Below are 23,350 nucleotides of genomic sequence, written 5' to 3'. Positions count from 1 at the left end.
GCCGCGCATTCCCCACCCTCGAAGGACACGAATTCCATGAGCAATCTCTTCACAGGCAAGCGCGAGTATTTCCCCGGCATCGGGCGCATTCCGTTCGAGGGTGTCGGTTCGGACAATCCGCTCGCCTACAAGCATTACGACGCGACCCGCAAGATCGGCGACAAGACCATGGCCGAGCACTTGCGCTTCGCCGTGTGTTATTGGCACAGCTTCTGCAACTCGGGTGGTGATCCGTTTGGTCCGGGCACGCGCCGCTTTCCGTGGGACGAGCACGACACGGCGACGACGCGCGCCGACGCGCGGATGGACGCCGCTTTCGAATTCTTCACCAAGCTTGACGTGCCGTACTACTGCTTCCACGACATCGACATGGCGCCGGATGCCGAAGATGTCGGCGAATACGAGAAAAACCTCCGGCGCATGGTGGCGATGGCGAAGGAGCGTCAAGAGGCCACCGGTATCAAGGTGTTGTGGGGAACGGCCAACCTGTTCAGCCATCCGCGCTACATGAACGGCGCGGCCACCAACCCCGATTTCGCCGTGGTGGCGCGAGCGGCGGTGCAGGTCAAGGCGGCGCTCGAGGCAACCGTCGAGCTGGGCGGCAGCAGCTACGTGTTCTGGGGTGGCCGCGAAGGCTATTCCTCGTTGCACAACACGCAGATGAAGCGTGAGCTGGAGCATTTCGCCCGTTTCCTGGAGATGGCGCGTGACTATGGCCGCAGCATCGGCTTCAACGGCAACTTCCTGATCGAGCCCAAACCGATGGAGCCGATGAAGCACCAGTACGACTTCGATTCGTCGACGGTGGTGGGCTTCCTGAAGCAGCACGGACTGGACAAGGATTTCAAGCTCAACATCGAGGCGAACCACGCCACGCTCGCCGGCCATACCTTCGAGCACGACCTGCAGGTGGCTTCCGACCATGGCTTGCTCGGCAGCGTCGATGCCAATCGTGGCAATGCGCAGAATGGCTGGGATACCGATCAGTTCCCGACCGATCTCTACGACACTGTCGGGGCTATGCTGGTGGTATTGCGACAGGGTGGGCTGGCGCCCGGTGGCTTGAACTTCGACGCGAAGGTGCGCCGCGAGTCGACCGATGCCGAGGACCTGTTCCTGGCGCACATCGGTGGCATGGATACCTTTGCGCGCGGGCTGGAGGTGGCACATGGGTTGCTGACCCAGTCGCCGCTCGAACATCAGCGGGCGAAGCGCTACGTCAGCTTCGAGGCCGGTGCCGGCAGCGACTTCGTGCAGGGCAAACTCGGTTTTGCCGACCTGCGCGATTACGCGGCACGGAACGGCGAGCCGGTCCAGTTGAGTGGCAAGCAAGAGCGTTACGAGAACCTGATCAATCAATATCTGTCACGCTGAGGGTAGGGGATGCTTCACCCCGGGCTAGTCCGGGCCTCACCCCATGTTCCAAACTTGAGCGCCGTCATCCCAGCGAAAGCTGGGATCCAGCGCCTCTCGGTACACGGCAGAGGCGCTGGATTGACCAGCTTCGCTGTTGTGAAGCGCCTCAGCTTTCGCTGGAATGACGGGCTTGGGCGTCGCTTGATTTTGGGGCATCGAGCCCGGCCCGGTTTGGGTGAAGACATGTCGCACCGAGATGCGCCATTCCCGCGGGGGGAACGGCCGGCAAACGACCCAGAGACTTCCATGACATGAACAGTGTTTCGCTTGAAAATCCGGGTGTCGCCAAGTCGGCGGAAAATACCCGGCTCATTGTCCAGATCAGTTGCGTCGCCACCTTGGGTGGTTTCCTGTTCGGTTTCGACAGTGGCGTCATCAATGGCACGGTCGATGGCCTGAAGCAGGCCTTCCATTCCAACGCGGCAGGGCTCGGTTTCGAAGTGGCCTCGATGCTGCTTGGTTGTGCCTTGGGTGCATTCTTCGCAGGGCGCGTGTCCGACTACTGGGGGCGGCGTTCGGTGCTGATCATCTCGGCCGTGCTGTTCCTGTTGTCGGCACTGGGGGCCGGAGCGGCACATGATGCGGTGTGGTTCGTGACGGCTCGCCTCACCGGCGGTTTCGCGGTGGGCGCGGCCAGCGTCATTGCGCCGGCCTATATCGCGGAGGTAGCGCCGGCGCGTTATCGCGGCCGGCTGGCGACGGTGCAGCAGATTGCCATCATCGGCGGCCTCTTCAGCGCTTTCCTCAGCAACTACTTGCTGGCCAGCGCCGCGGGTGCTTCCACCAGTGTGTTGTGGCTGGGCCAGGATGCCTGGCGCTGGATGTTCTGGGTACAGGTGTTGCCGTCGTCGCTATTCCTGGTCTCGCTGCTGTTCATTCCCGAAAGCCCCCGTTTCCTGGTGGTGCGCAAGCGTGAAGTCGAAGCCGCCCGTGTGCTGGGAAGCCTCTATGGCGAGTCCGAGGCGGCCACCAAGCTGGCCGAAATCGGCGCTTCGCTGGCGCAGGACCGGCATCGCCCGAAACTGTCCGATCTGCTGGACAAGACCTCAGGTCGCGTCCGTCCCATCGTCTGGGTGGGCATCGGCCTGGCCACGTTCCAGCAGCTGGTCGGCATCAACGTGGTGTTCTATTACGGCGCGGTGTTGTGGCAGGCGGTGGGCTTTTCCGAAAGCGACGCGCTGCTGATCAACGTGTTGTCCGGCGCGCTCAGCATCGGCGCGTGTCTGATCGCCGTCGCATTGATCGACCGGATCGGCCGCAAGCCGCTGCTGTGGATCGGCTCCGTCGGCATGACCGTGACCTTGGCGCTGGTCGCCTGGGCATTCATCCATGCCGGCATGGATGCCCAGGGCAAGTTGAGCCTGCCGCCTGCCATGGGCACGCTGGCCCTGGTGGCGGCCAACGCCTACGTGGTCTTCTTCAACATGTCGTGGGGCCCGGTGATGTGGGTGATGTTGGGCGAGATGTTCCCGAACCAGATCCGCGGCTCCAGCCTGGCGGTGGCTGGTGCGGCGCAGTGGATCTCGAACTTCATCATCACCATCACCTTCCCGATGCTGCTGGTTGGCATCGGGCTGGCAGGCGCCTATGGCCTGTATGCGGCGGCGGCCGCATTGTCGATCGTGTTTGTCGTGATGTTCGTCAGGGAAACGCGCGGCAAGGAACTGGAAGAGATGGAAGGCTGAGCACGCAGCGCCGCCACGCTTGCCGCCCGGTGCGGGCATGCAAGTGTGGCAGCGTCGTCAGTTCAGGCGAAGTCCGGGCCGATCGCCAGCACGCATTCATCCGCACCGCAGCTGCGGCAGCAGAGGGTGAAGATCGAGATTGCCTCGGCGGTCACCGCGGGCCCCAATAACCCTTCCAGATAGCCGTTGAAGAACTGGCAGCCGGGATGGCCATCTTCCGTGCACAGCGGACTGTGGCGAATGTGCAGTTGCTCGCCGCGGTGTTCGATCTCGACCAGCGCGCCCAGTGCAGGTGTGCCGATACGCTCGATGGCCTCGTGCAGGTCCAGCTTGCCCAGCGCAGCGTAGTCGCGGTTGAAGATCCAGCGGCCCAGGCGTTGTCCCGCCAGCCACAGCGATTGTTCACGCGCCGTCGCGTCCACGGTTTTTTCCAGCGTCAGCAGCGTGGGAAAGACCTGCGGATAGCGACCGAGCAGCTTCGGCAGTGCAGCCTCGACGGCCGATTCGTCCGGACCGGTCGGGACGAGTTCGACGAACGGCGCGATGAACGGTTCCGGCTCCATGTGCGTTGGCGCGGGAGCGGGTGGATGGGGCAGGATGAAGTCCAGTTCCAGCTCCGGCTCCGATGCATGCGGCGGTTCCGCTTCGACCAAGGGTTCCTGTCGGGTCGCCACGACGGACGGAATCGCGAAGACGTCGACCGGAGCGGCCACCGCGGCTGTGTTCGGTGCTGCCGTAGCCGGCGCCGCTTCGGTTGGCATGTCGGGTTCGAGCACGACGGGCCGCGGCGCGACCGGTGGATGGGCGAACTTCCGTGATGCAGCGAAATGCGGCCGCGTCTCGCCTTGCACGAATGGCGAAATCTCGAAACTGATGATGCGCTCGTGCGCATCCAGCGCATCTTCGAGCGCGCGCTGCTTGCGCGACGGCCCGCGCACGACCATGGTCAGCAACGCGCCATGGGGATCCTGCGCCAGACGCTGGCGCAGCAAGGTGAATCCGGTGGCGACGACGATGCCGCCCACATCGATGAGCAGACCCTCCCGCGTTTCCGAGAGTGTCTGTATTTCCAGCTCGATCATCGGCCCCCCTGTGCTCGATGCTGGTGAAACGGAAATGGCGGCGAATTGAATTCGCCGCCATTTCCGTATTCTACTCAAGCGGAAGCGCGTCGTGTCTTGCCCACGCTCCTGGGCCGCGGAAGGCACGCGCGATCCGCTTCCCGATGTGCGCTGAGTGCTACAACCGCGGTCCGCGACGGAAGCCACCGAAGATCAGCGACAGCACGAACAGGATGAGGAAGATCACGAACAGGATCTTGGCGATGCCGGCGGCGCCGGCCGCGATGCCGCCGAAGCCGAAGATGGCAGCGACGATGGCGATCACGAAAAACACGATGGCCCAGTAGAGCATGGCGTTTCTCCACGTTGGCGATGCCGAAGCCGGCATCGCGGTTGGGGCATGGACGCCATGATCGGGCGCCAGCCGTTGCGATAGGCGCGGAGGTGGTGCGGGTGGCTTGCCACGGTCCGTGCGGCACTGATTCGAGCAGCCTGCTCGTGAACGCCTTGTCGCGATCTCGCGATGCGGTTCAGGCAGGTGCGCGGCGCTGTCACGCGGCCTTCGCATCACCTGCACGAACGCGCGGCGGTGATGCGAGGGCCGGTGCGACCGGGGGTCAGTTCGTGGCGGGTGTGGCAGTGGCTGGCGCCGGGACCGACGACGTGGCGGCCGGCGCGGCAACCGGAGTGGTGGCGTCAGCGGGCAGCTCGTGCAGCATGCGGGTGATCAGCGCCGGATAGTTGTCGTCGAAGTGATGGCTGCCCGGCATGGCGTGCACTACCAGCCACGGTGGCAGGTTCTTTTCGCTGCACAGGCTGTCGTCGCTGTCGTCGGTGCCGTAGTAGCAGATCACCGGCGGCTGGTTGTCCAGCGCGGCCACGCGCGGCAGCGACGGATAGTGCGGAATCGGATTGACCTTCTCCATCACCGCCTTGAGCTTGGTCTTGAACCAGTTTTCGCGCATGTAGCCTTCCAGCGCGATTTCGAAGTTCACGTCGCGGCTGGGCGAGAGCAGCACCATCTGGCTGATCTTCGCGCGATTGGCCGGGCTCAGGTGCTGCACGATCGAGGGCAGCACGTCGGCGCCGAAGGAAAAGCCGATCAGCCACACGCGCTTCTTGTGCCACTGCGCGAGGTAGCGGGTGATCATCGGGTCGAGTTCCTGCGCCGACTCCTCCGGCGAGCGCTGGTGCCAGTAGTAGGCCAGCGTGCTGACCCCCAGCACCGGCATGCCGCGCGCCACCAGCAGTTTGCCCAGTTGCTGGTCGAGGTCGCGCCAGCCGCCGTCGCCGGAGTAGATGATGGTCAGCACGTCGCTGTCGCCACCGGGCGCATGCGTGCCTGGCGCGGCCAGCAGCTTCACCGTGGATTTTTCCAGGCTGGGCCGCGAGAACGGATTCCAGACGATCGCGGCCGCCACCGCCACGCAGGCCACCACGGCACCCAGTGCAAGCAATTTCATCGACGTACCACTCCGGTAAGGCCGCCGGAAATCAGGCTGGCCACGTTGGTCAGCACCACCGGCAATGCGATTCCGCCGGGCACCGCCATGTAGCGCGGCTCCCACTCGGGATCGAATTTGTCTTTGTAGCGATGCAGACCGCGAAAATTGTAGAAACGTTCGCCGCGACCGAACAGCAGTGCGCCGAAACGGTTCCATAGCGGTGCCTGGCGCCGGTTCTGCAGGCCCGACAGCGGGGCCATGCCGAGGTTGAACCAGCGGTAGCCCTGCGCCTTGGACCACAGCATCAGTTCCACGAACAGATAGTCCATGATGCCGGGCGGGCCATCGGGCAACTGGCGCATCAGGTCGACCGAGGCCTCTTCCAGGGTGTCGCCCAGGAACAGGTTGGCGAATGCCACCGGCTGCTCGTCCTGCCATACCACGGCCATCGGCGTGCGGGCGAGGTAGCGCGCGTCGAACGAGCCGAGCGAGAAGCCCTTCTCGCGCACGCGCTTGTCGCGCAGCCAGGCGTCGGAGACCGGTTTCAGCCGCGGCAGCAGTTCGGGTACGCGTTCCACCGGCACGATCTCCATCCGCAAGCCGTCGCGCTGCAGCTTGCTGACGATGTTGCGCAGGCTCTTCTTCGACTTGCCGTCGAGGTTGAACTGGTCCAGCCGTACGCGCGCTTCCTCGCCGACCTTCAGCAGGCTCATGCCGACTTCCAGGTACAGATCGAGGTCGCGCGGATTCACCTGGTAGAACACCGGCCAGCCGCCGGCGCGTTCGCACAGTTCGTGGAAGGTCCACACCAGTTCCTGCCGGGCCTTGGGGTCACGGCCCACCGGATCGCCCATCGCCACCCAACTGCGCCCGCCAATGGCGTACATGATGAAGGCGCGGTCCTCGGGGTCGAACAGCAGCGCCTTGTCGCCCATCAGCGCCAGGTGCGTCTGCGCGGACGGCGATTGCTTGATCAGCGGCAGCGCCCGCGCCAGTTCGGCTTCACTGGGCAGGGTGGGGCGCGGCTTTTCCGAGCGGATCAGGCTGACCAGCGCGAACAGCAGGCCGGCCGCGGTAGCGCCCACCAGCGCGCGCAAGGCACGCGGCGCGCCACCGTGGTGGAAGCTGAATTCCCACCAGAGGTCGTTGTTGTATTCCACATGCTGGTAGCTGAAGAACACCAGCCACAGCGTGCAGCCCAGCACCGCCACGATCGCCAGCGACCAGCCGAACGAGAAGGTGGCGTGGAACAGCGAGGCGCGGCGATAGAACAGCTTGTGCGCCGGTGCCAGCGCCAGCGCCAGCATGATCAGCAGCGTGGCCTCTTCGTAGTCGATGCCCTTGAGCAGCGAGAACACCGCGCCGGCCACCAGCAGCGTCAGGGTCAGCACATAGGCCGCGTCCAGCCGGCGCTGCAGTCCGCGGGCGAGGATCAGCAGCGACATGCCGATCACGCTGCTGAGGAAGTGCGACACCTCCAGTACCGGCAGTGGCAGCACATGGCTCAGCGCGGTCAATCGGCGCGGCAGCGCCTGGGTGGCGCCGGAGAACAGCAATATCGCGCCGGAGACCAGGGTGAGCCCGGCGAAGAACGGCGGTAGCAGCCCGGTGAACCAGGGCGACAGCAAGGTGCGCTGGCGCAGGCCGCGTGCCTCGCGCACCACCACCAGCACAGTGGCGACGCACAGCGGCAGCAGGTAGTAGACGCCACGGAACGCCGCCAGTGCACCCAGCATCGGCGCACTCAGCGTGGCGTTGCCGGTGGCGCCCAGGCCGGCCAGCATCACCGCCTCGAACACGCCCAGGCCGCCAGGCACATGGCTGACCAGGCCGGCCATCTGCGCCAGCACGAAGATCGCCAGGAACGGCCCGAAATCGATCACGATCTCGCTGGGCATCAAGGCATACAGCACCGCCGCGGCCAGGCCCCAGTCCAGCGCGCCCACCAGCACCTGGCGCAACGCGGTGCCGAAGCTGGGCAGGGCCAGCTGCCAGCGCCGGAAGCGCAACGGTTCACGCCGCAGCAATCCGCCCAGCAGCCACGCCAGTGGCAGCAGCGTCAGTACGATGCCCAGCGGTATGTGCAGCGCGGCAAACGGCAATTGCGGCGACACCGGTTCCAGCAGCAAAGTCACCCCGGTCACCGCACACAGGCCCAGCCAGAAGCTCAGCGTGCAGAACAGCACCACCTTGGCCACGTCGGCGGTCGACAGCCCGGCCTGGATGTAGAAGCGGTAGCGGATCGAACCGGATACCAGCAGCGCCATGCCCAGCGTGTTGCTGAAGGCGTAGCTGATGAAGGAGATCAGTGCCACGCGCCGGCGCGGCAGGCGCTTGCCGATGGCGGCGAGCGCGAACATGTCGTACAGCGTCATCACCGCGTAGCCCAGCGCGGTAAGCACGATGGCCTGGCCGATGCGGCCGCGGCGCAAGCGGTGCAGATAGTGACCCACCGCGTGGTAGCTGACCTCGCCGGCCAGTTTCTGCAGCGCCCACAGCGCCAGCGCCAGCATCAGCACCGACAGCAGCGGACCGCCGAAGCGGCGCAGCCAGGCCGGGCCCGCAGGCATGCCGCCCGGAGCCTCTGGCCGACTCAGGATCTCCGCGCCCCCTTGCTGCTCCACTGCCGTGTCCCCTGACTGCGCTTTATCGCGATGGTGCCACATTGTCCGCCGCATGCCATGGGCACGGACGCAACGCGGCACCGGTCATGCATTCACCATGAAAAAGGCGCCCCGGCGGGGCGCCCATGCCAAACCCGGGAATCCGGGAGCCTGCGATCAGCGCTTCTTGACTTCGAAGTTCTGGCTGGCGACCTGCTTGCCGTCCAGGGTGATATCCACCTTGTACTTGCCTTCCGGCCACAGGTTGGGGTTTTCCACCTTGAAGGTGGTGGTGGCCGGGCCGCTGGTGGCGATCCGCTGGCTGATGCTGCTGACCAGCTGGCCCTTGCCTTCCAGGTAACGCCAGGTGGCGTTGAGGGTGGCGCCGTTGGTGCTGCCATCGGTGAGCACGCTGGCATACAGGGTCTTCTGGTTCGGCGCGAAATGGTCTTCCGCCTTGCGCACCTTGTGCTCGGCATTGACCGAGTCGCCCACCGCCAGGGAGGCGACCTTGAAGGCATCGGCTGGCGCTGCCGCCGGTGTCGCCGGCGGCGTGGCCGCGGCGTTGGTCATGGCCGGGGTGGCCGCGGTGCCGGCGCTGGCAGGTGCCGCAGCCGGTGCGGTGCTGGCGGGTGCCGGCGCGGTCGCGGCGGTGCTGGCGGCGGCCGGGGCGGTGGCCGTGCTGGCTGCGGCTGGCTGGTTGGCCGCCGGTTGTTCGCTCTTGCCGCAGGCGCTGAGGATCAGCAGGCCGGACAGCGTGGCGGTATACAGGAAAGCGGAGCGTACGGTGGATTTCATGGGCAGCATTCCAGTTCAGGACGCGACGGGACACGAACGGCCCGCGTCACGCAGGCCGATATCGTTGCGAAGGCTAGCGCTTCGGATCTGAAGTGCCGATGACCGACCGATGCGCCTGCTATTGCCGTGCACCGCGGCGGTTGTCAGGCGCGTTGCCTGGCACGCTGCTGCGGAACGGGTTGATGTCCAGCCCGCCGCGCCGGGTGTAGCGGGCATAGACGCTCAGCCGTTCGGGGGCACAGCGTGCGCTGATGTCCATGAAGATGCGCTCCACGCACTGCTCGTGGAACTCGCTGTGGGTGCGGAACGAGACCAGGTAGCGCAGCAGGCCCTCGCGGTCGAGCGGTGCTCCTCGGTAGGCAATCTGCACGCTGCCCCAGTCGGGCTGGCCGGTCACCGGGCAGTTCGAACGCAGCAGGTCGGAGACCAGGGTTTCCTCGACCACCGCGGCAGCCGTGTCGGCATGCAGGTAATCGGCCTTCGGCGGGCCGTAGTCGTCGATGGCTACCGGCAGCTCGTCGATGGATTCGCCGGCCAGGTCGGCGAACGTATGCGCCGCGGTGCGCGCGGGATGCAGGATCACCTCCACCACGTCGCCGGCGGCCGTGGTCAGGTCCTGCTGCAGCAGGGCGCGCAAGGCCGCGGCGCTGGCCAGCGGCTCCTGCGAGAAACCGTTCAAGTACAGCTTGAACGACTTGGATTCGATGATGTTCGGCGTGCTTGCCGGAATGCGGAATTCGGCCACCGCCGCCTGCGGCTTGCCGCGCATGTCCAGCCAGGACAACTCGTAGGCGTTCCAGATATCAGTGCCGTGGAAGGGCAGCGGCATGCCCACGCCGATCTCGTTGCGCTTGGCGACGCGCGGGATGGGAAACAGCAGGCCGGGGTCGTAGCGGTCGGCGTAGACGGTGGCCTTGCCGAGCGGGGAGTGGTCGGGGGTGCTCATGGGGCACATTCTACCGGGCCGGCCCCGCAGTGCCTCGCTTGCCCTGACACCCAGTACTTCTGGCCTATCCATGCGCGCGGCAAGCTTTCTATAGTGGGCTGTCCCGATCCCCGTTGTCCCTGAGGAACCCGCATGAAGAAACCGGTCCTGGCCCGCCCTGCGGCGGTTGCCCTGTTCGCTGTGGCTGCTGCGCTGTGTGCGCCGGCCTTTGCCAACGGCACGGATGCCGGCTTCAACGCTAAAGCCCTGTTTGCACCGTTGACCCTGCCGCACCCGGCCAACGCGTTCCGCGACAGTGCCGGCCGGCCCGGCCCCGAGTTCTGGCAAAACCGCGCCGACTACAACATCCAGGCGCGCATCGATCCGGCCACGCACACCTTGAGTGGCGAGGAAACGATCACCTACACCAATCACAGCCCCGATGCGCTCGACGAACTGTGGGTGCAGCTGGACCAGAACATCTACAAGCCCGATTCGCGTGGCTCGGTCACTTCGCCGTGGCCGCACAAGCCCGGCCAGACCACCGACGGCTACCAGCTCGACGCGGTGGAGATCAACGGCAAGCCGGTGCATTACCTGGTCACCGACACGCGCATGCGGGTGGACCTGCCCACGGCATTGAAGGCGAAGGATGGCCAGCTCAAGCTGCACATCCGCTACCACTACACCGTGCCCGGCGTGTGGGGCGGCCGTACCGCGGTCACGCCAAGCAAGAACGGCGACATCTACGAGATCGCGCAGTGGTTCCCGCGCATGGCGGTGTACGACGACGTGCACGGCTGGGACACGCTGCCCTACCTGGGCCAGGAGTTCTACCTGGAATACGGCACCATCGACTACGCCGTGACCGTGCCGTGGAACTGGATCGTGGAAGGCTCCGGCCAGCTGATGAACCCCGACCAAGTGCTCACCGCCACCGAGCGCCAGCGCCTGGCTGCGGCGGCCAAGAGCGACAAGACCGTCTACATCCGCAAGCCATCCGAGGTGAACGACCCAGCCAGCCGGCCCACCCATAGCGGCACGCTGACCTGGCGCTTCCGCATGGAACACACCCGCGACGTGGCCTTCGCCGCCTCGCCCGCCTTCGTGTGGGATGCCGCGCGCATCAACCTGCCCGACGGCAAGCACGCCATGGCGATGTCGATCTACCCGGTGGAAGGCGTGGGCGCGGACAAGTGGAATCGCTCCACCGAATACGTCAAGGGCGTGATCGAGCACTTCTCGGCCAAGTGGTTTCCCTACCCGTGGCCCAACGCGATCAATCTGGGTGGCCACGGCGCCGGCATGGAATACCCCGGCATCGTGTTCGACGGCTTCGATGAAGGCGGCAAGCCGCTGTTCTGGATCACCGCGCACGAGATCGGCCACACCTGGTTCCCGATGATCGTGGGCTCCAACGAACGCCGCCACGCGTTCATGGACGAAGGCTTCAACACCTTCATCGACGTCTACGCGTCCGACGCCTTCAACCACGGCGAATACGGTCCCAAGCGCGACGGCGAATACGCGCCCGGCGGCGGCAATCCGGTGGACGAGATCCTGCCGATCCTGGCCGACCCGAATGCGCCGACGCTGATGGCGCATGCCGATTCGATCAGCGAGAAGTACCGCCATCCGGTGACTTACTTCAAGGGCGCGCTGGGCCTGATCCTGCTGCGTGAACAGATCCTGGGGCCGGCCCGTTTCGATCCCGCGTTCCGCCGCTACATCGCCACCTGGGCGTACCACCATCCCACGCCATCCGATTTCTTCCGCTTCATGGACAGCGCGACCGGTGAGGACCTGTCGTGGTGGTGGCGCGGCTGGTACCTGCACAACTGGCAGCTGGACATGGGCGTGACCGGCGCCAGCTACGTGGACAACGATCCGGGCAAGGGCGTCACGGTGAGCCTGGTCAGCAAGCAGAAACTGGTGATGCCGGCCACGCTGCGCATCGACTTCACCGACGGCACGCACCAGGACATGCGCGTGCCGGTGGAAGCCTGGCGCTTCAACGGCACGCCGAAGATCACCCTGGACACCACCAAGGCGATCAAGCAGCTGACGCTGGACCCGGACCACAAGCTGCCGGACGCGGATCGCAGCAACAACAGCTTCGCGATGCATTGATGTTCGAAGCCCCTCTCCCGTCGGGAGAGGGGTTGGGGTGAGGGTTCGGTATCGCCGTCACGCCTTGTTCCGCCCGAATCCTCTCCCGCCTGCCGGCACCCTCTCACCCGCAAGGGGACTGCCTCAGGGGCGCCGGAGGGAGAGGGATTCATGCGAGAATCGCTTCAACCGTTGATGTGCGTCATGCTCGCCGCCGCATAACGCGCGCCGACGGCGGCGTCGGGCGGGAAGATCGCCTCGATCGCAGCCAGCTCATCGGCAGACAGGACCACATCCAGCGCGCCCAGGTTTTCGTCCAGCCGGCTGCGTTTCTTGGTGCCGGGGATCGCCAGCACATCCTTGCCCTGTGCCAGCACCCAGGCCAGCGCCAGTTGCGCGGGTGAGCAGCCCTTGTCGGCCGCCAATGCCTTCACCTTGTCCACCAGCGTCAGGTTGCGCGTGAAGTTTTCGCCCTGGAAGCGCGGGCTGCTGCGGCGGTAGTCGTCGGCGTCGAAATCTTCCGGCGAGCGGATTGCGCCGGTAAGAAAGCCCCGGCCCAACGGTGAATAGGCGACCAGGCTGATGCCCAGCCGACGACACGTGTCGAGCACGCCGTTCTGTTCCGGATCGCGCGTCCACAGCGAGTATTCGCTTTGCAACGCGGCGATCGGGTGCACCTTGCTGGCGCGTTCCAGCGTGGCGGCTGAGGCTTCGGACAAGCCGAGGTGGCGCACCTTGCCGGCGGCGACCAGTTCGGCCATCGCGCCCACGGTGTCCTCGATCGGCACGTTCGGGTCCACGCGATGCTGGTAATACAGGTCGATGGTGTCGATGCCGAGTCGCTTCAGGCTGGCGTCGCAGGAGGTGCGCACGTACTCCGGGCTGCCGTTGACGCCGCGCGCCGTCGGGTTGGCCGGGTCGCGCATGATGCCGAACTTGGTGGCGATGAAGGCCTGCTCGCGGTGCCCCTTGATCGCCTTGCCCACCAGTTCCTCGTTGATGTGCGGGCCGTACATGTCGGCGGTGTCGAGCAGGGTCACGCCGCGATCCAGCGCGTGTTGGATGGTGGCGATGGATTCGGCGTCGTCGCGATCGCCATAGAAGTCGCTCATGCCCATGCAGCCGAGGCCGAGGGCCGAGACGCGGGGGCCGTGCTTGCCGAGTGTGCGGGTTTGCATGCGGGTGTGCTCCGGTGTTGGAAGGTAATGGGTGAAAGTGGCGCCATGATGCGCGGTGGCCGTTGGCGAATAAATACTTAATAATTACCAAGACTATTTCATTGAGATAAACAATCCATGGACCGCCTGGAAACCATGCGGCTGTACGCGCGGATCGTCGAACTGGGAAGTTTCACGGCTGCCGCCAACGACCTGGACCTGCCGCGCGCCACCGTCACCAACGCCATCAAGAAACTGGAGGCACGGTTGGGTGCGCAGTTGCTGCGTCGGACCACGCGCTGCCAGAGCGTGACCCGCGATGGCCACGCCTATTACGGCCATTGTGTGCGCCTGCTGGCCGACCTGGACGAGGTGGAGGCGGATTTTCGCGAGGCCGCCGTGGTGCCGAAAGGGTGCCTGCGCATCAACATGCCCGGCACGTTGGCACGCCACCTGGTGATTCCCGGATTGCCGGAATTCTGCGCACGCTACCCGCAGATCAAACTGGACATCGGCACCAGTGATCGCTTCGTGGACCTGCTGCGCGAGGGCGTGGATTGCGTGCTGCGCGTGGGCGAGCTGCCCGATTCGGGCCTGGTCGGGCGCCGGGTTGCGCTGCTCCAGCAAGTCACCGTGGCCAGTGCCGGTTATGTGCGGCGCCGCGGCTTGCCGCACACGCTGGCCGATCTGCAGCAAGGGCACGAAGCCGTGAGTTGGGTCTCGCCGACTACGCGCCGACCCGAACCGTCGCTGGACTTCATGGTGCGGCGCCGGCGGCGTGAAGTGCACCTGCCGGCACGCGTCAGCGTCAGCGGCACGGATGCCTACCTCGGTTGTTGCGAGGCCGGCCTGGGCATCGCGCAGTTCCCCCGCTATCGGGTGGCTGACCTGCTGGCGCGCGGCGCCCTGCAGGAGCTGTTTCCCGATTCGCCGCCACCGGCATTGCCGGTACACGTGCTGTATGCGTCGCAACGCCAGATGCCGGCACGGTTGCGCGTGTTCGTGGACTGGCTGGTGGAGCTGATGGCGAAACAGCGCTGATTCAAATCCCGTCCGTCCACGGGCCCATCCCGCCTTGGCAGGCCCGCTCGCGGGCGATGCTTTTCGACGTGGTGGTCGAAAACCTTGAGGCGCATCGCGGCCGAAGCCGCTCCTGTCGGTTGAAGAGTGAGATAGCCGGGGCCCGGACGTTCAGCCGCGTGGCAAGCCGTGGCGCGGCGTGCCGCCATCCAGCGTGTCGCTGCTGAGCGGCGCACCAGCGGCGAGCAGGGCGGCGCGCTGCTCGGCCAGTGGCAGGCGCAGGATGGCGTCTTCGTAGCGGGCCAGCTTGACCAGTGCCGGTTCGGCCAGCACGTGCGCCACGAAGGCGGCAGTGGCCGGCCAGCGCGCGGGGTCGATCTGATAGCGCACGAACGAGGCGGTGCGGAAGTAGCTGGCGATGGCGATGTCGGCGATCGAGAGTGCGCCGAAGCCGAACAGGAAGCCGTCCGCGGGCAACTGTGTTTCAAGGTAGTCCAGCGTGGCGGGAATGTCGGTTTCCAGTGCGCGTTGTACCACCGCTTCATCGGTAGGCTCGTGGAAGATGTGCCGGCGTGCCCCGCGCTGGTAGAACAGTCGCCAGATCAGCACGTCGGCCAGTTGCGTGTCGGCGTATTCCTCCAGCCAGCGGGCACGGGCGCGGTCGGCGATGTCGCGCGGGTACAGCGTGGGCGAGGGATACTTGTCCTCGAGATACTGGCAGATCACCGAGGAATCGTTGATCACCACGCCGTCATCGATCAGCACCGGAACGCGCCGCAGCGGGCTGAGCCGGGTGAACGCGTCGTTGCCGACGAACGGCGCGATCGGGTCGATTTCGTACTCCAGCTGCTTCAGCTCAAGGCAGGCCAGCACCTTGCGCACGTAGGGCGAAACGTAATTGCCGATCACCTTGAGACGAGCCATCGCACGATTCCTTCCGGCTGAAAGGCGCCAGCGTGGGATCGGGCCGGTGGACCGTCAAGTGCCCTTCCGTGCGCCTCAGTCGGCGGACGGCTTGGGCAGCGCCGGCACCGCCGTGGGCGAGCCGTTGGAATCCAGCGCAATCATCACGAAGCGGCCGGTGGTGCAGACGCGGCGGTCGCCGCTGAGCGGGTCCTCGGCGGTCATTTCCACTTCCACCTGCATCGAGCTGCGGCCGGTGCCGACGACGTGCGCTACCAGTTCCACCAGCTGTCCGCTGCGTACCGGCACGCGAAAGCTCACCTCTTCCGAACGCGCGGTAACCACGGTGCGGCGCGCGTGACGCGAGGCGACGATGAAGGCGGCCTTGTCCATCCACGCCAGTGCCTGGCCGCCGAACAGCGTGCCCAAGTGGTTGGTGTGGTGGGGGAAAACCATTTCGAGCAGGCGGACTTCGGAACTGGAAGACATGGGGGATTCCGGGCAAATGGGGCGCCTATTGTGCCGCAGCGGGTGCGGCCAGCGGTCTGCCTCAACCTATGGCAGGGGTGCCGAAGGTCACGGCGCGCTAGCATCGAGCCTTCGCGTGTGGCGGCAGGGGCATCGAAAAGCCTTCGTCACCCTTTCGGCTGTCAAGGATGGTCTGAACAAGCTTTTGCTCGTCATTCCAGCTTTTCGCTGGGATGACGGCTTGTTCAGACATTCCTGGAGAGCCGCAGGAATGACGAGCAAACAGGGCCAATTCGAGATTCCCGCCAGCCGCGCGAGTCGGCCGCGTTACGAAAACCACCCGGTATCCCTAGGGGAGTGCAGCAAATGAGTTCGAAGATCGGCAAGACGCGTCTGTCCGGCGCATTGATGGTGGGGCTGCTGATGTGCGCCTCCGGCGTCATGGCGCAGGGCCGCGTGCTCACCGCGCAGGATTACGCGCAGGCAGAGCGCTTCATGTCCTACAACACCATGCCGTTGGTCGACCACGACGTGCAGCGGGTGAAATGGCTGGACAACACCCATTTCTGGTACCGCGACCACGACGCCAGCGGCGACCGCGTGATGGAGATGGACACCGCCACCGGCAAGGCCGCACCGGCGTTCGACCAGGCCAAACTGGCCGCCGCGTTGAGCAAGGTCACCGGCAAGCCGGTGCCGGCGAACAAGGTGCCCGCATACGGCTTCGATTTCAGCGTGAAGCCGGACGGCCACTACGACATCGACCTGATGGGCAAGCACTACCAGTGCGACCTCAAGGGCGCCGGTGAATGCACCGCCAAGGCCGCCGCGAAGACCGGCAACGAGCCGGGCATCCTCTCGCCCGACAAGACCAAGGAAGCCTTCGTCCGCGACTGGAACCTGTGGGTGCGCGACGTCGCCACCGGCAAGGAAACCCAGCTCACCACCAACGGCGTGAAGGACTTCGGCTACGCCACCGACAACGCCGGCTGGATCCACACCAACCGCGCGGTGGTGAACTGGTCGCCGGACTCGAAGAAGATTGCCACCTATCAGCAGGACCAGCGTGGCGTCGGCGAGATGTACACCGTCAAGACCCAGGTCGGTCATCCGGTGCTCGACGCCTGGAAATATCCGCTGCCGGGCGACAAGAAGGTGTTCATGATCGAGCCGGTGGTGATCGACGTCGCCACCCACAAGACCGTGCGCCTGCAGTTGCCGCCGCAACAGCGCCTGTCCAGCCTGTGCGACGACATCAGCTGCAACAGCGATGGCCACTGGAGCGACCTGAAGTGGGCGCCGGACAGCCGCACGCTGGCCATGGTCAACAGCTCGCGTGATCGCAAGCACGAGTGGTACCGCGTGGCCAACGCCGACACCGGCGCCGTGCGCACCGCGTTCGAGGAAAGCGTCAAGGACTACTACGAAAGCGGCCACGGCGAGGTCAACTGGCAGTACCTGCCCAAGACCCATGAAGCCATTTGGCCGTCCGAACGCAACAACTGGAACAACCTGTACCTGTACAACCTGAAGACCGGCAAGATGGAGCACGCCATCACCGGTGGCGACGGCAATGTCGCCGAAGTGCTGCATCTGGATCGCAAGACGCGCGAACTGTGGTTCGTCGGCGTGGGCAAGGTGCCGGGTGTGAACCCCTACTACAAGCAGTTCTGGAAGGTGAGTATCGACGGCGGCAAGCCGGTGCTGCTCACCCCGGAAAACGCCGACCACACCATCAGCATGTCGCCCGACGGCAAGACCTTCGTCGACAGCTACTCCACGCCGACCACGCCGCCGGTGACCGTGCTGCGCTCGTCCGCCGATGGCCACGTCATCGCCACCATCGCCAAGGCCGACATCAGCCGCCTGAAAGCCGCCGGCTGGGTGCCGCCGATCCCGTTCACGGTGAAGGCGCGCGACGGCAAGACCACGCTGTACGGCATCATGTTCAAGCCATCCAATTTCGATCCGGCCAAGAAGTACCCGGTTATCGATTATGTCTATCCGGGCCCGCAGACCGGCTCGGTGCGCGGCCGCAGCTTCAATCCGTCGCGTGGTGACAACCAGGCGCTGGCCGAACTCGGCTTCGTCGTGGTCGCGCTCGACGGCATGGGCACGCCGTGGCGCAGCACCAGCTTCCACCACACCTGGTATGGCGACATGGGTGACAACACACTGCCCGACCAGGTCAAGGGCATCCAGGAACTGGCCAAGCGTTACGCGTGGATCGACATCAACCGTGTCGGCATCTGGGGTCATTCCGGTGGCGGCAACACCACCGTCGACGCCATGTTCCGCTACCCCGACTTCTTCAAGGTCGGATGGGCGGAAAGCGGCAACCACGACAACCGCAACTACGAGAACGACTGGGGCGAGAAGTACCAGGGCCTGCTGGTGACGAACAAGGACGGCACCACCAACTACGACAACCAGGCCAACCAGGACATGGCGAAGAACCTCAAGGGTCGCCTGATGCTGGTCCACGGCACCATCGACGACAACGTGCCGATCGGCGAGACCTACCTGGTGGCCAGCGCGCTGATCAAGGCCAACAAGGACTTCGACATGCTCATCATCCCGAACGTCCACCACGGCTACGCCGCCGCCACGCCATACGCCACCCGCCGTCGCTGGGACTACTTCGTGCACTACCTCGCCGGCAACACGCCGCCGAAGGAGTACAAGCTCAAAGCGTGGCCGTGGTATTGAGTACGCGCAGGTAAGTGATTGAACGAGGCCGGGGCGAAAGCCCCGGCCTTTTTTTGGTGCGCCCGGCAGGGCGCACCTGCTCGGAGGTGAAAGTCCTCTATCCACCCAGCAAGGGGAAGGATTAGCGGAAGGCAAGGGCGTCTCGGGTGACCGGGCGTCTGGAGGAAGCTGGAAGCAAAACGCTGGCCTGACGAACAGGAAGCGGATACGAGGCGACACGTTGGGGTGAGGCAGCCAAAAAGGTCAAAGCCCGGTACTTGCACAGACGACGTGGCGTATATCCGACAGGCATAAGCGGGAAGGCAGGTGCGTCATACCCGGGGAGATCTCGCCTCATGCCTGAAAGGGCGACGCCGCAAGGTGGAGCGAGAAGTCAGCAGAGGCCATAGTAGGTGCGTTATGACCGAAGGGCCGAACCTGTCACGAGTGGCAAGTCACGCGTGATCTCTGCGCGTCTTGGGCAGACGTTCCGACGCAAGTCGGGAGCCTGCGATCAGTACTGGAAGGGCCAGTAGTCCGGAAGGTGATCCAGGTGTTCATAGGACGACAGGCGACACGACGAACGAAACAAGCTCAATGCCTCGAAGTTCGCATGAACTACATGGCAGACAGGAACCGCCGTATGCGGAACCGCACGTACGGTGGTGTGGGAGGGGGCCGGATGATTCCGGCTCCCTCCCCGATTTCAGTCTCGCGTTGTGAGACTGAAAGCTGGTAGAACTCCAAGGACAGGAATAGGGGAAGGAACATGCCGATCAGGCGTTCGGTGGCTGCGATGGATATCGCGGCAAAGGAGTATCAGCTGTGTCCTGCCAAGACCTACAACCGGCCGGACGGCGCCGTGGTGCCCGGTCGTACGGTCTTCGAGCATTGCCAGATCGTGGGCGAGGTGGCGCGGGCGTTGATCTCACGGTATCCACCACGTCTTGGGGAAGCGCTGTTTCCTGCAGGCAGTCTGCTGGCCGCGGCCAGTCATGACACAGGCAAGGTCAGCCCCACGTTCTTCAACAAGTTGATGAAGGCCTGTCAGCTGCCACAGGTTCCAGGCTTTTCGCCCGAAATCGAGCGCCAATGGGGCGGGCACGCCGGCGTCAGCCAAGTCGCTCTGGAGGCGATGGGTGTGCCGCGTTGGTTGCCGGAAATTGCCGGCCAGCATCACGGATTTTCGCCGCCAGTGGCAGGGCGACGAGCCGATGCGGAACAGTTTGGAGGCAGCACGTGGCAGGCACAGCGGGTGGCCTTGGTGGCCGAGCTCAAGGCACGCTTGGCCACGGACTGGCCGCAACTGGCCTCGGTCGCGCAGGCGCGGCTGATCGCCGGCCTCACCTCGGTTTCCGACTGGATCGGTTCCGGCAGGCATTTCGAAGACCCGGACGCGCCGTGGCAGCCGAACATTGCGCGCGCACTCGACGAAGCCGGCTTTGCGCCGCCGGCTTACCGGTCAAGCTTGAGCTTCGAAGAGATCTTCGGTTTTCCTGCGCGGCACGCGCAGCGCCAGTTGATCGACGCTGCCGTAAAGCCAGGCGTCTACCCACTGGAAGCGCCGATGGGCTTGGGCAAGACCGAGGCCGCATTGTACGTGGCCTATCGCCTGCTGGAAGAAGGCCAGGCCTCAGCCCGTCTTCCCCACACGCGTGGGGGTGTTTCCACGGCGCGCTGGGTGATGGTGTTCAGCATGACGTCTTCCCCACACGCGTGGGGGTGTTTCCATTGTCCGTTGAGGCTGGGCAAGGGCTAAGCCGTCTTCCCCACACGCGTGGGGGTGTTTCTCAGCTTCGGCAGTTACGTGCCGGCCGCCGGCAGTCTTCCCCACACGCGTGGGGGTGTTCCCGGGTTGGCGCCAGGATGCTGAGCGGCGAAGGTGTCTTCTCCACACGCGTGGTGTGTTTCTGGCTGAGCGAAATACTTGAGGGCGAACCGCTGGCCTTTATTGGACCAAGCCGCTGGTCGAGCCGGCCCTGAGTGAGCGTGGGTAGACGGGCTATCCGTATGGCGCAGTCCTGCCGCCAAAGTTCTGCCCGTAAGCAGCACGTCGCCGAAGGATGGCAAGCTGAAGAGGCAGCCATGGCCGCACCCCTGTCGGCTGGAAAGCGCCCTCGGCGGCACGCCGAACAAGAGGGTTGGCGGTGCCACGCATAGTCGATACTCTCAGCTCTTTCCGCACACCGAACTGATCGGCCTTGTCTGCCATGAACGCAATCATTCCGTCGTCGAACGGCGCCATACCGAATTTCGCAACGCTCGATCCCGCGCAACTGCTGGATCGACTGGCCACCGAGGAGGATCGCGCGCCACTCGACCTGATCGATGCCTGCGTGGCCCATGGCGAAGCGATGGTGGAAACCTTGCGCCCTGTTCTGGACGACGAACGCACATGGCGTGGCGCGGCGCCGGGCGTGTGGTGGCTTCCACTGCATGCGGCCTTCATTCTCGGCCGCATTCCGACCGAGTCGGCCGGCTTGCTGCTGGTGCATTTGATGCGGCGCCTGGACGAGCACGACGACAATGATTTGTCGGACTGGCTGGCGGGCGACTGGGCGCCGCTGTTTGCCAACAAGCCGCCGGCCGCCGTCCACGCCGCCCGCGAATTCGCGCAGGAGGCATCGGGTGGCTGGCATATGCGTTGCCAGGCGCTGGATGTCGTGCTGGATGCGGGCATGCGCGAAAGCGAAGCTGCGCTTGAAGCGGCCATCAACTGGGTTGCCGGGCTTGCCGGCGACGAATCCGGCGAGTGGATGTTTCGCACCATGGCGTGCAATGCGCTGCTGGATTTTCCACGTGAGCGCCATCGCAGCGTGATGGAGGCCATTGTCAACGGCGAGACACGGCTAAGAGAAGAGCGCGGCGACATTGGCGGCATGTTTGCCATCGAGGATGTCGAAGACGCCTTTCAGCGCGGCAAGGATGAGCCCGACTGGCAGCGCCGCGGTAGCCCGTGGAAGTTCTACAGCCCCGATGCCATCGAGACGCGACAGCGGCGTTGGCGCGAGGAAGATGCACGCAGGTGGGACCGTCGTCCGCATTGGGACGCGATGACCACCTACGTGCGGGCTACGCCCAAGGTCGGCCGCAACGATCCCTGTCCGTGTGGCAGCGGCAAGAAGTACAAGCGCTGCTGCCTGGTGAATGGCGAAGCGGATAGCTGACGCGGCGACAGAAGGCGTGGGCCACGCGCGGGTTCAGCGTGGACTGGTTTCCTGCGCCAAACCCTTGGCCTTGGCTTCCTGCAGCAGCGCGTTCATGGCTTGCGCGGATTGCGCCGTGACGCGTTTTCCCTGTGCGCGCAGGGCAATCTGTTCTTGCCGCAGGGCGACTTGTTGCTGGCGCAGGGACTGCTTTTTCGCGTCGAGTTCGTTGCGTAGTGCGGTGTGCTGTTTTTCGAGGTCGGCCTTGCGTGCGGCCAGGGCTTGTCGCTGGGCGGCATAGGCTTGGCGATCCGTGTTGTCCGCTGCGTGTGCGGCCAGTGCGGCTTCCTGGCTGGCCAGGTCGGCCTGGCGTTCGGCGAAGGCGGCTTGGCGTGCGGCCAGGCCGGCCTGTCGGCCGGCGAGCTCGCCTTGCTTGCCGGCGAGTTGACCTTGCCGCTGATCCAGTTCGATCACCGGCGCATGGAGGTGCTCGGCACGCTGGATGATCGAGCGATCGTGGATGAGGTAGGCCGTATTGCCTTGGCGATACCAGAGCATCGGTGCGTTCTTCTTCGGGAGACGCTTGATGGCCGCCGCATCGGCCTTGGTGCCGTAGATCGTCAGTGCGTCGTTATCGAAAAGCGCGAAGCCCAGGGAGGCGTTCGAGTCGATATCGATGTCCACATGATGAGCATTGAAGCCGTATTCGGGCAATGGCGGCGGTGATGGCGGAGCCGGTGGCGCGGGCGGTGGCGGCGGTGGCGGCAGTCCCGGCGGCGGGGATGGCAAAGCCGGTGGTGCCGGCGGAGGCGGCGGTGGTGCGGGAATGGCCGTCGTATCGGTTTGGGCCACCGGGGCCTGATGGGCGGGTTGCGCGGTGTGGCTGGCGGCGACGACGCGGTAGGGCAGCACGCCGACCAGTGCCACGGCGGCGACGAACAACCAGCCGCGCGCACGCGGCATGGTGCTGGAGGTCTGTTGCAACATGGTCAGTCGCCTCTTGAGGTTGTGGAACGTGGGGGATGCGCCGGCCAGGCCGGCGTGCAGGGGACGGGCCACGCCCAGGCGCAGCAACAGCCGGCCGTAATCCTGTGGCGCGCTGTGCTGCTGTTGCAGCGCTTGCGCGTCGCAGGCGGCCTCGCGGTGCAAGGCGTACTCGTGCATCGCCCAGCGCAGCAGCGGGTGGAAGAAGAACAGGCGTTGCGCCAGCGCGGGAATCCAGCCCAGCGGCAGGTCGTGGCGTTGCAGGTGGGCCAGCTCGTGTGCCAGCGCCAGCGCGGATTCGTCGGCGCTCAGTGCATGTTCGGCAGGCCACAGTACGACTGGGTGGCGATAACCGCTGACTTGCGGCGAGGCAAGATCGGGCGAGACCAGCAGCGCGGGCGTGTGGCGCAAACCGAGTAGGCGAGCCTGCCGCGAACACTGCGCTTGCAGGATGGCATCGGCCAGTGGCCTGGCTGCGCGACGCAGCCGTCGGGTGTGGCGATGTTGCCGGGTCAGCGCGGGCAGCTGGGCGAGCAGGAGCAGCAGCCATGTCGTGGCCAGCAGCAGGCGCCAGTGCGCGGCGAAGGCGTTGATCGCCTGCGCACCGAGCGTGGTAGCCGGTGACGCGGCGCCGATGGGATCAGCAGTCGCCGATCGCAAGCCTGCCGGCGTGGCATCCACATGCACCACGACGTGTGTCGGTGCGATGACTTGCGTCGTCGTCGGTGCCGCGAGCAGGGGCAGCGAAATCGGTGCATGCCAGCACAGGCCAAGCACCACTTGCAGACCCACCAGCCACCACAGGGCGCAGCGCGCGGTGGCGGGCAGGCGTGGCAGCAGGCGAATCAGCAGGGCGACCAGTCCCACCAGCAGAGCCGCTTGCAGCGAGGTCCAGACGAGGCGGCTCAGCAGCAGGCCGGCCAGATGATCGAGCGTCGCCAT

General features: G+C 65.4%; 16 protein-coding genes and 1 pseudogene. 7 read left to right on the top strand and 10 right to left on the bottom strand.

What is annotated here, in order from left to right; translation table 11 throughout:
* Positions 1 to 36: 36 nt before the first annotated feature.
* Both xylA and BMY90_RS03350 read left to right on the top strand, forming a co-directional pair.
* On the top strand, positions 37 to 1,374 hold the full coding sequence (gene xylA / locus BMY90_RS03355) for a xylose isomerase (RefSeq protein ID WP_092701521.1): 1,338 nt from the start codon (positions 37 to 39) through the stop codon (positions 1,372 to 1,374).
* 293 nt (positions 1,375 to 1,667) lie between these two features.
* Positions 1,668 to 3,101 carry a sugar porter family MFS transporter gene (locus BMY90_RS03350; protein ID WP_092701518.1) on the top strand — a complete coding sequence of 478 codons (1,434 nt, stop codon included), beginning with the start codon at positions 1,668 to 1,670 and terminating at the stop codon, positions 3,099 to 3,101.
* 62 nt (positions 3,102 to 3,163) lie between these two features.
* Here the strand turns inward: BMY90_RS03350 and BMY90_RS03345 are convergent, their stop codons facing one another.
* From BMY90_RS03345 to queF, 6 genes are all read right to left on the bottom strand, one after another.
* On the bottom strand, positions 3,164 to 4,183 hold the full coding sequence (locus tag BMY90_RS03345; RefSeq protein WP_092701515.1) for a hypothetical protein: 1,020 nt from the start codon (positions 4,181 to 4,183) through the stop codon (positions 3,164 to 3,166).
* Positions 4,184 to 4,340: 157 nt separating this feature from the next.
* Entirely contained in the window at positions 4,341 to 4,514 is a 174-nt protein-coding gene (locus BMY90_RS03340) for a DUF1328 domain-containing protein (protein WP_008213839.1), read from the bottom strand.
* 265 nt (positions 4,515 to 4,779) lie between these two features.
* Positions 4,780 to 5,625: an AcvB/VirJ family lysyl-phosphatidylglycerol hydrolase gene (locus BMY90_RS03335; protein WP_092701512.1), complete on the bottom strand. Its 846-nt coding sequence runs from the start codon at positions 5,623 to 5,625 to the stop codon at positions 4,780 to 4,782.
* Positions 5,622 to 8,177: a bifunctional lysylphosphatidylglycerol flippase/synthetase MprF gene (mprF, locus tag BMY90_RS03330; RefSeq protein ID WP_175481482.1), complete on the bottom strand. Its 2,556-nt coding sequence runs from the start codon at positions 8,175 to 8,177 to the stop codon at positions 5,622 to 5,624. The genes BMY90_RS03335 and mprF overlap by 4 nt, the downstream gene beginning before the upstream one ends.
* Before the next feature lie 210 nt (positions 8,178 to 8,387).
* A complete protein-coding gene (locus BMY90_RS17175) occupies positions 8,388 to 9,008 on the bottom strand; it encodes a hypothetical protein (RefSeq protein ID WP_092701813.1) in 621 nt (206 codons plus the stop codon).
* 118 nt (positions 9,009 to 9,126) lie between these two features.
* Positions 9,127 to 9,954 (bottom strand): NADPH-dependent 7-cyano-7-deazaguanine reductase QueF, encoded by an 828-nt coding sequence (gene queF, locus BMY90_RS03320; protein WP_092701506.1) that lies wholly within the window; start codon positions 9,952 to 9,954, stop codon positions 9,127 to 9,129.
* Positions 9,955 to 10,086: 132 nt separating this feature from the next.
* On the opposite strand from queF, the gene BMY90_RS03315 reads away from it, so the two are divergent.
* Positions 10,087 to 12,063, top strand: coding sequence for a M1 family metallopeptidase (locus BMY90_RS03315; RefSeq protein WP_092701503.1), 1,977 nt, complete (start codon positions 10,087 to 10,089; stop codon positions 12,061 to 12,063).
* Positions 12,064 to 12,227: 164 nt separating this feature from the next.
* Here BMY90_RS03315 and BMY90_RS03310 read toward each other — a convergent pair whose 3' ends face one another.
* Positions 12,228 to 13,220: an aldo/keto reductase gene (locus BMY90_RS03310; RefSeq protein WP_092701500.1), complete on the bottom strand. Its 993-nt coding sequence runs from the start codon at positions 13,218 to 13,220 to the stop codon at positions 12,228 to 12,230.
* A 117-nt stretch (positions 13,221 to 13,337) separates the two neighbouring features.
* On the opposite strand from BMY90_RS03310, the gene BMY90_RS03305 reads away from it, so the two are divergent.
* Positions 13,338 to 14,240 (top strand): LysR family transcriptional regulator, encoded by a 903-nt coding sequence (locus BMY90_RS03305; protein WP_092701497.1) that lies wholly within the window; start codon positions 13,338 to 13,340, stop codon positions 14,238 to 14,240.
* A gap of 150 nt (positions 14,241 to 14,390) precedes the next feature.
* Here the strand turns inward: BMY90_RS03305 and BMY90_RS03300 are convergent, their stop codons facing one another.
* Both BMY90_RS03300 and BMY90_RS03295 read right to left on the bottom strand, forming a co-directional pair.
* Positions 14,391 to 15,143, bottom strand: a complete 753-nt coding sequence (locus BMY90_RS03300) for a glutathione S-transferase family protein (RefSeq protein WP_092701494.1) — start codon at positions 15,141 to 15,143, stop codon at positions 14,391 to 14,393.
* 75 nt (positions 15,144 to 15,218) lie between these two features.
* A complete protein-coding gene (locus BMY90_RS03295) occupies positions 15,219 to 15,611 on the bottom strand; it encodes an acyl-CoA thioesterase (protein ID WP_092701491.1) in 393 nt (130 codons plus the stop codon).
* 345 nt (positions 15,612 to 15,956) lie between these two features.
* Here BMY90_RS03295 and BMY90_RS03290 point away from each other — a divergent pair, with 345 nt between their 5' ends.
* The 3 genes and pseudogenes from BMY90_RS03290 to BMY90_RS17545 form a co-directional block, all read left to right on the top strand.
* Positions 15,957 to 18,299, top strand: a complete 2,343-nt coding sequence (locus BMY90_RS03290; RefSeq protein WP_092701489.1) for a S9 family peptidase — start codon at positions 15,957 to 15,959, stop codon at positions 18,297 to 18,299.
* A gap of 748 nt (positions 18,300 to 19,047) precedes the next feature.
* On the top strand, positions 19,048 to 20,037 hold the full coding sequence (locus BMY90_RS17550) for an HD domain-containing protein (protein WP_425438640.1): 990 nt from the start codon (positions 19,048 to 19,050) through the stop codon (positions 20,035 to 20,037).
* A 1,309-nt stretch (positions 20,038 to 21,346) separates the two neighbouring features.
* Positions 21,347 to 21,445 (top strand): annotated as a pseudogene (locus tag BMY90_RS17545) (SEC-C metal-binding domain-containing protein); the annotation flags it as partial.
* A 33-nt stretch (positions 21,446 to 21,478) separates the two neighbouring features.
* On the opposite strand, the gene BMY90_RS03280 reads toward BMY90_RS17545, so the two are convergent.
* Entirely contained in the window at positions 21,479 to 23,350 is a 1,872-nt protein-coding gene (locus BMY90_RS03280) for a M56 family metallopeptidase (protein WP_092701486.1), read from the bottom strand.

The organism is Rhodanobacter glycinis (assembly GCF_900114325.1).
Lineage (GTDB): Bacteria > Pseudomonadota > Gammaproteobacteria > Xanthomonadales > Rhodanobacteraceae > Rhodanobacter_A > Rhodanobacter_A glycinis.
The sequence above is the reverse complement of the archived record's forward strand: the minus strand, read 5'-3'. Positions and strand labels throughout refer to the sequence as shown.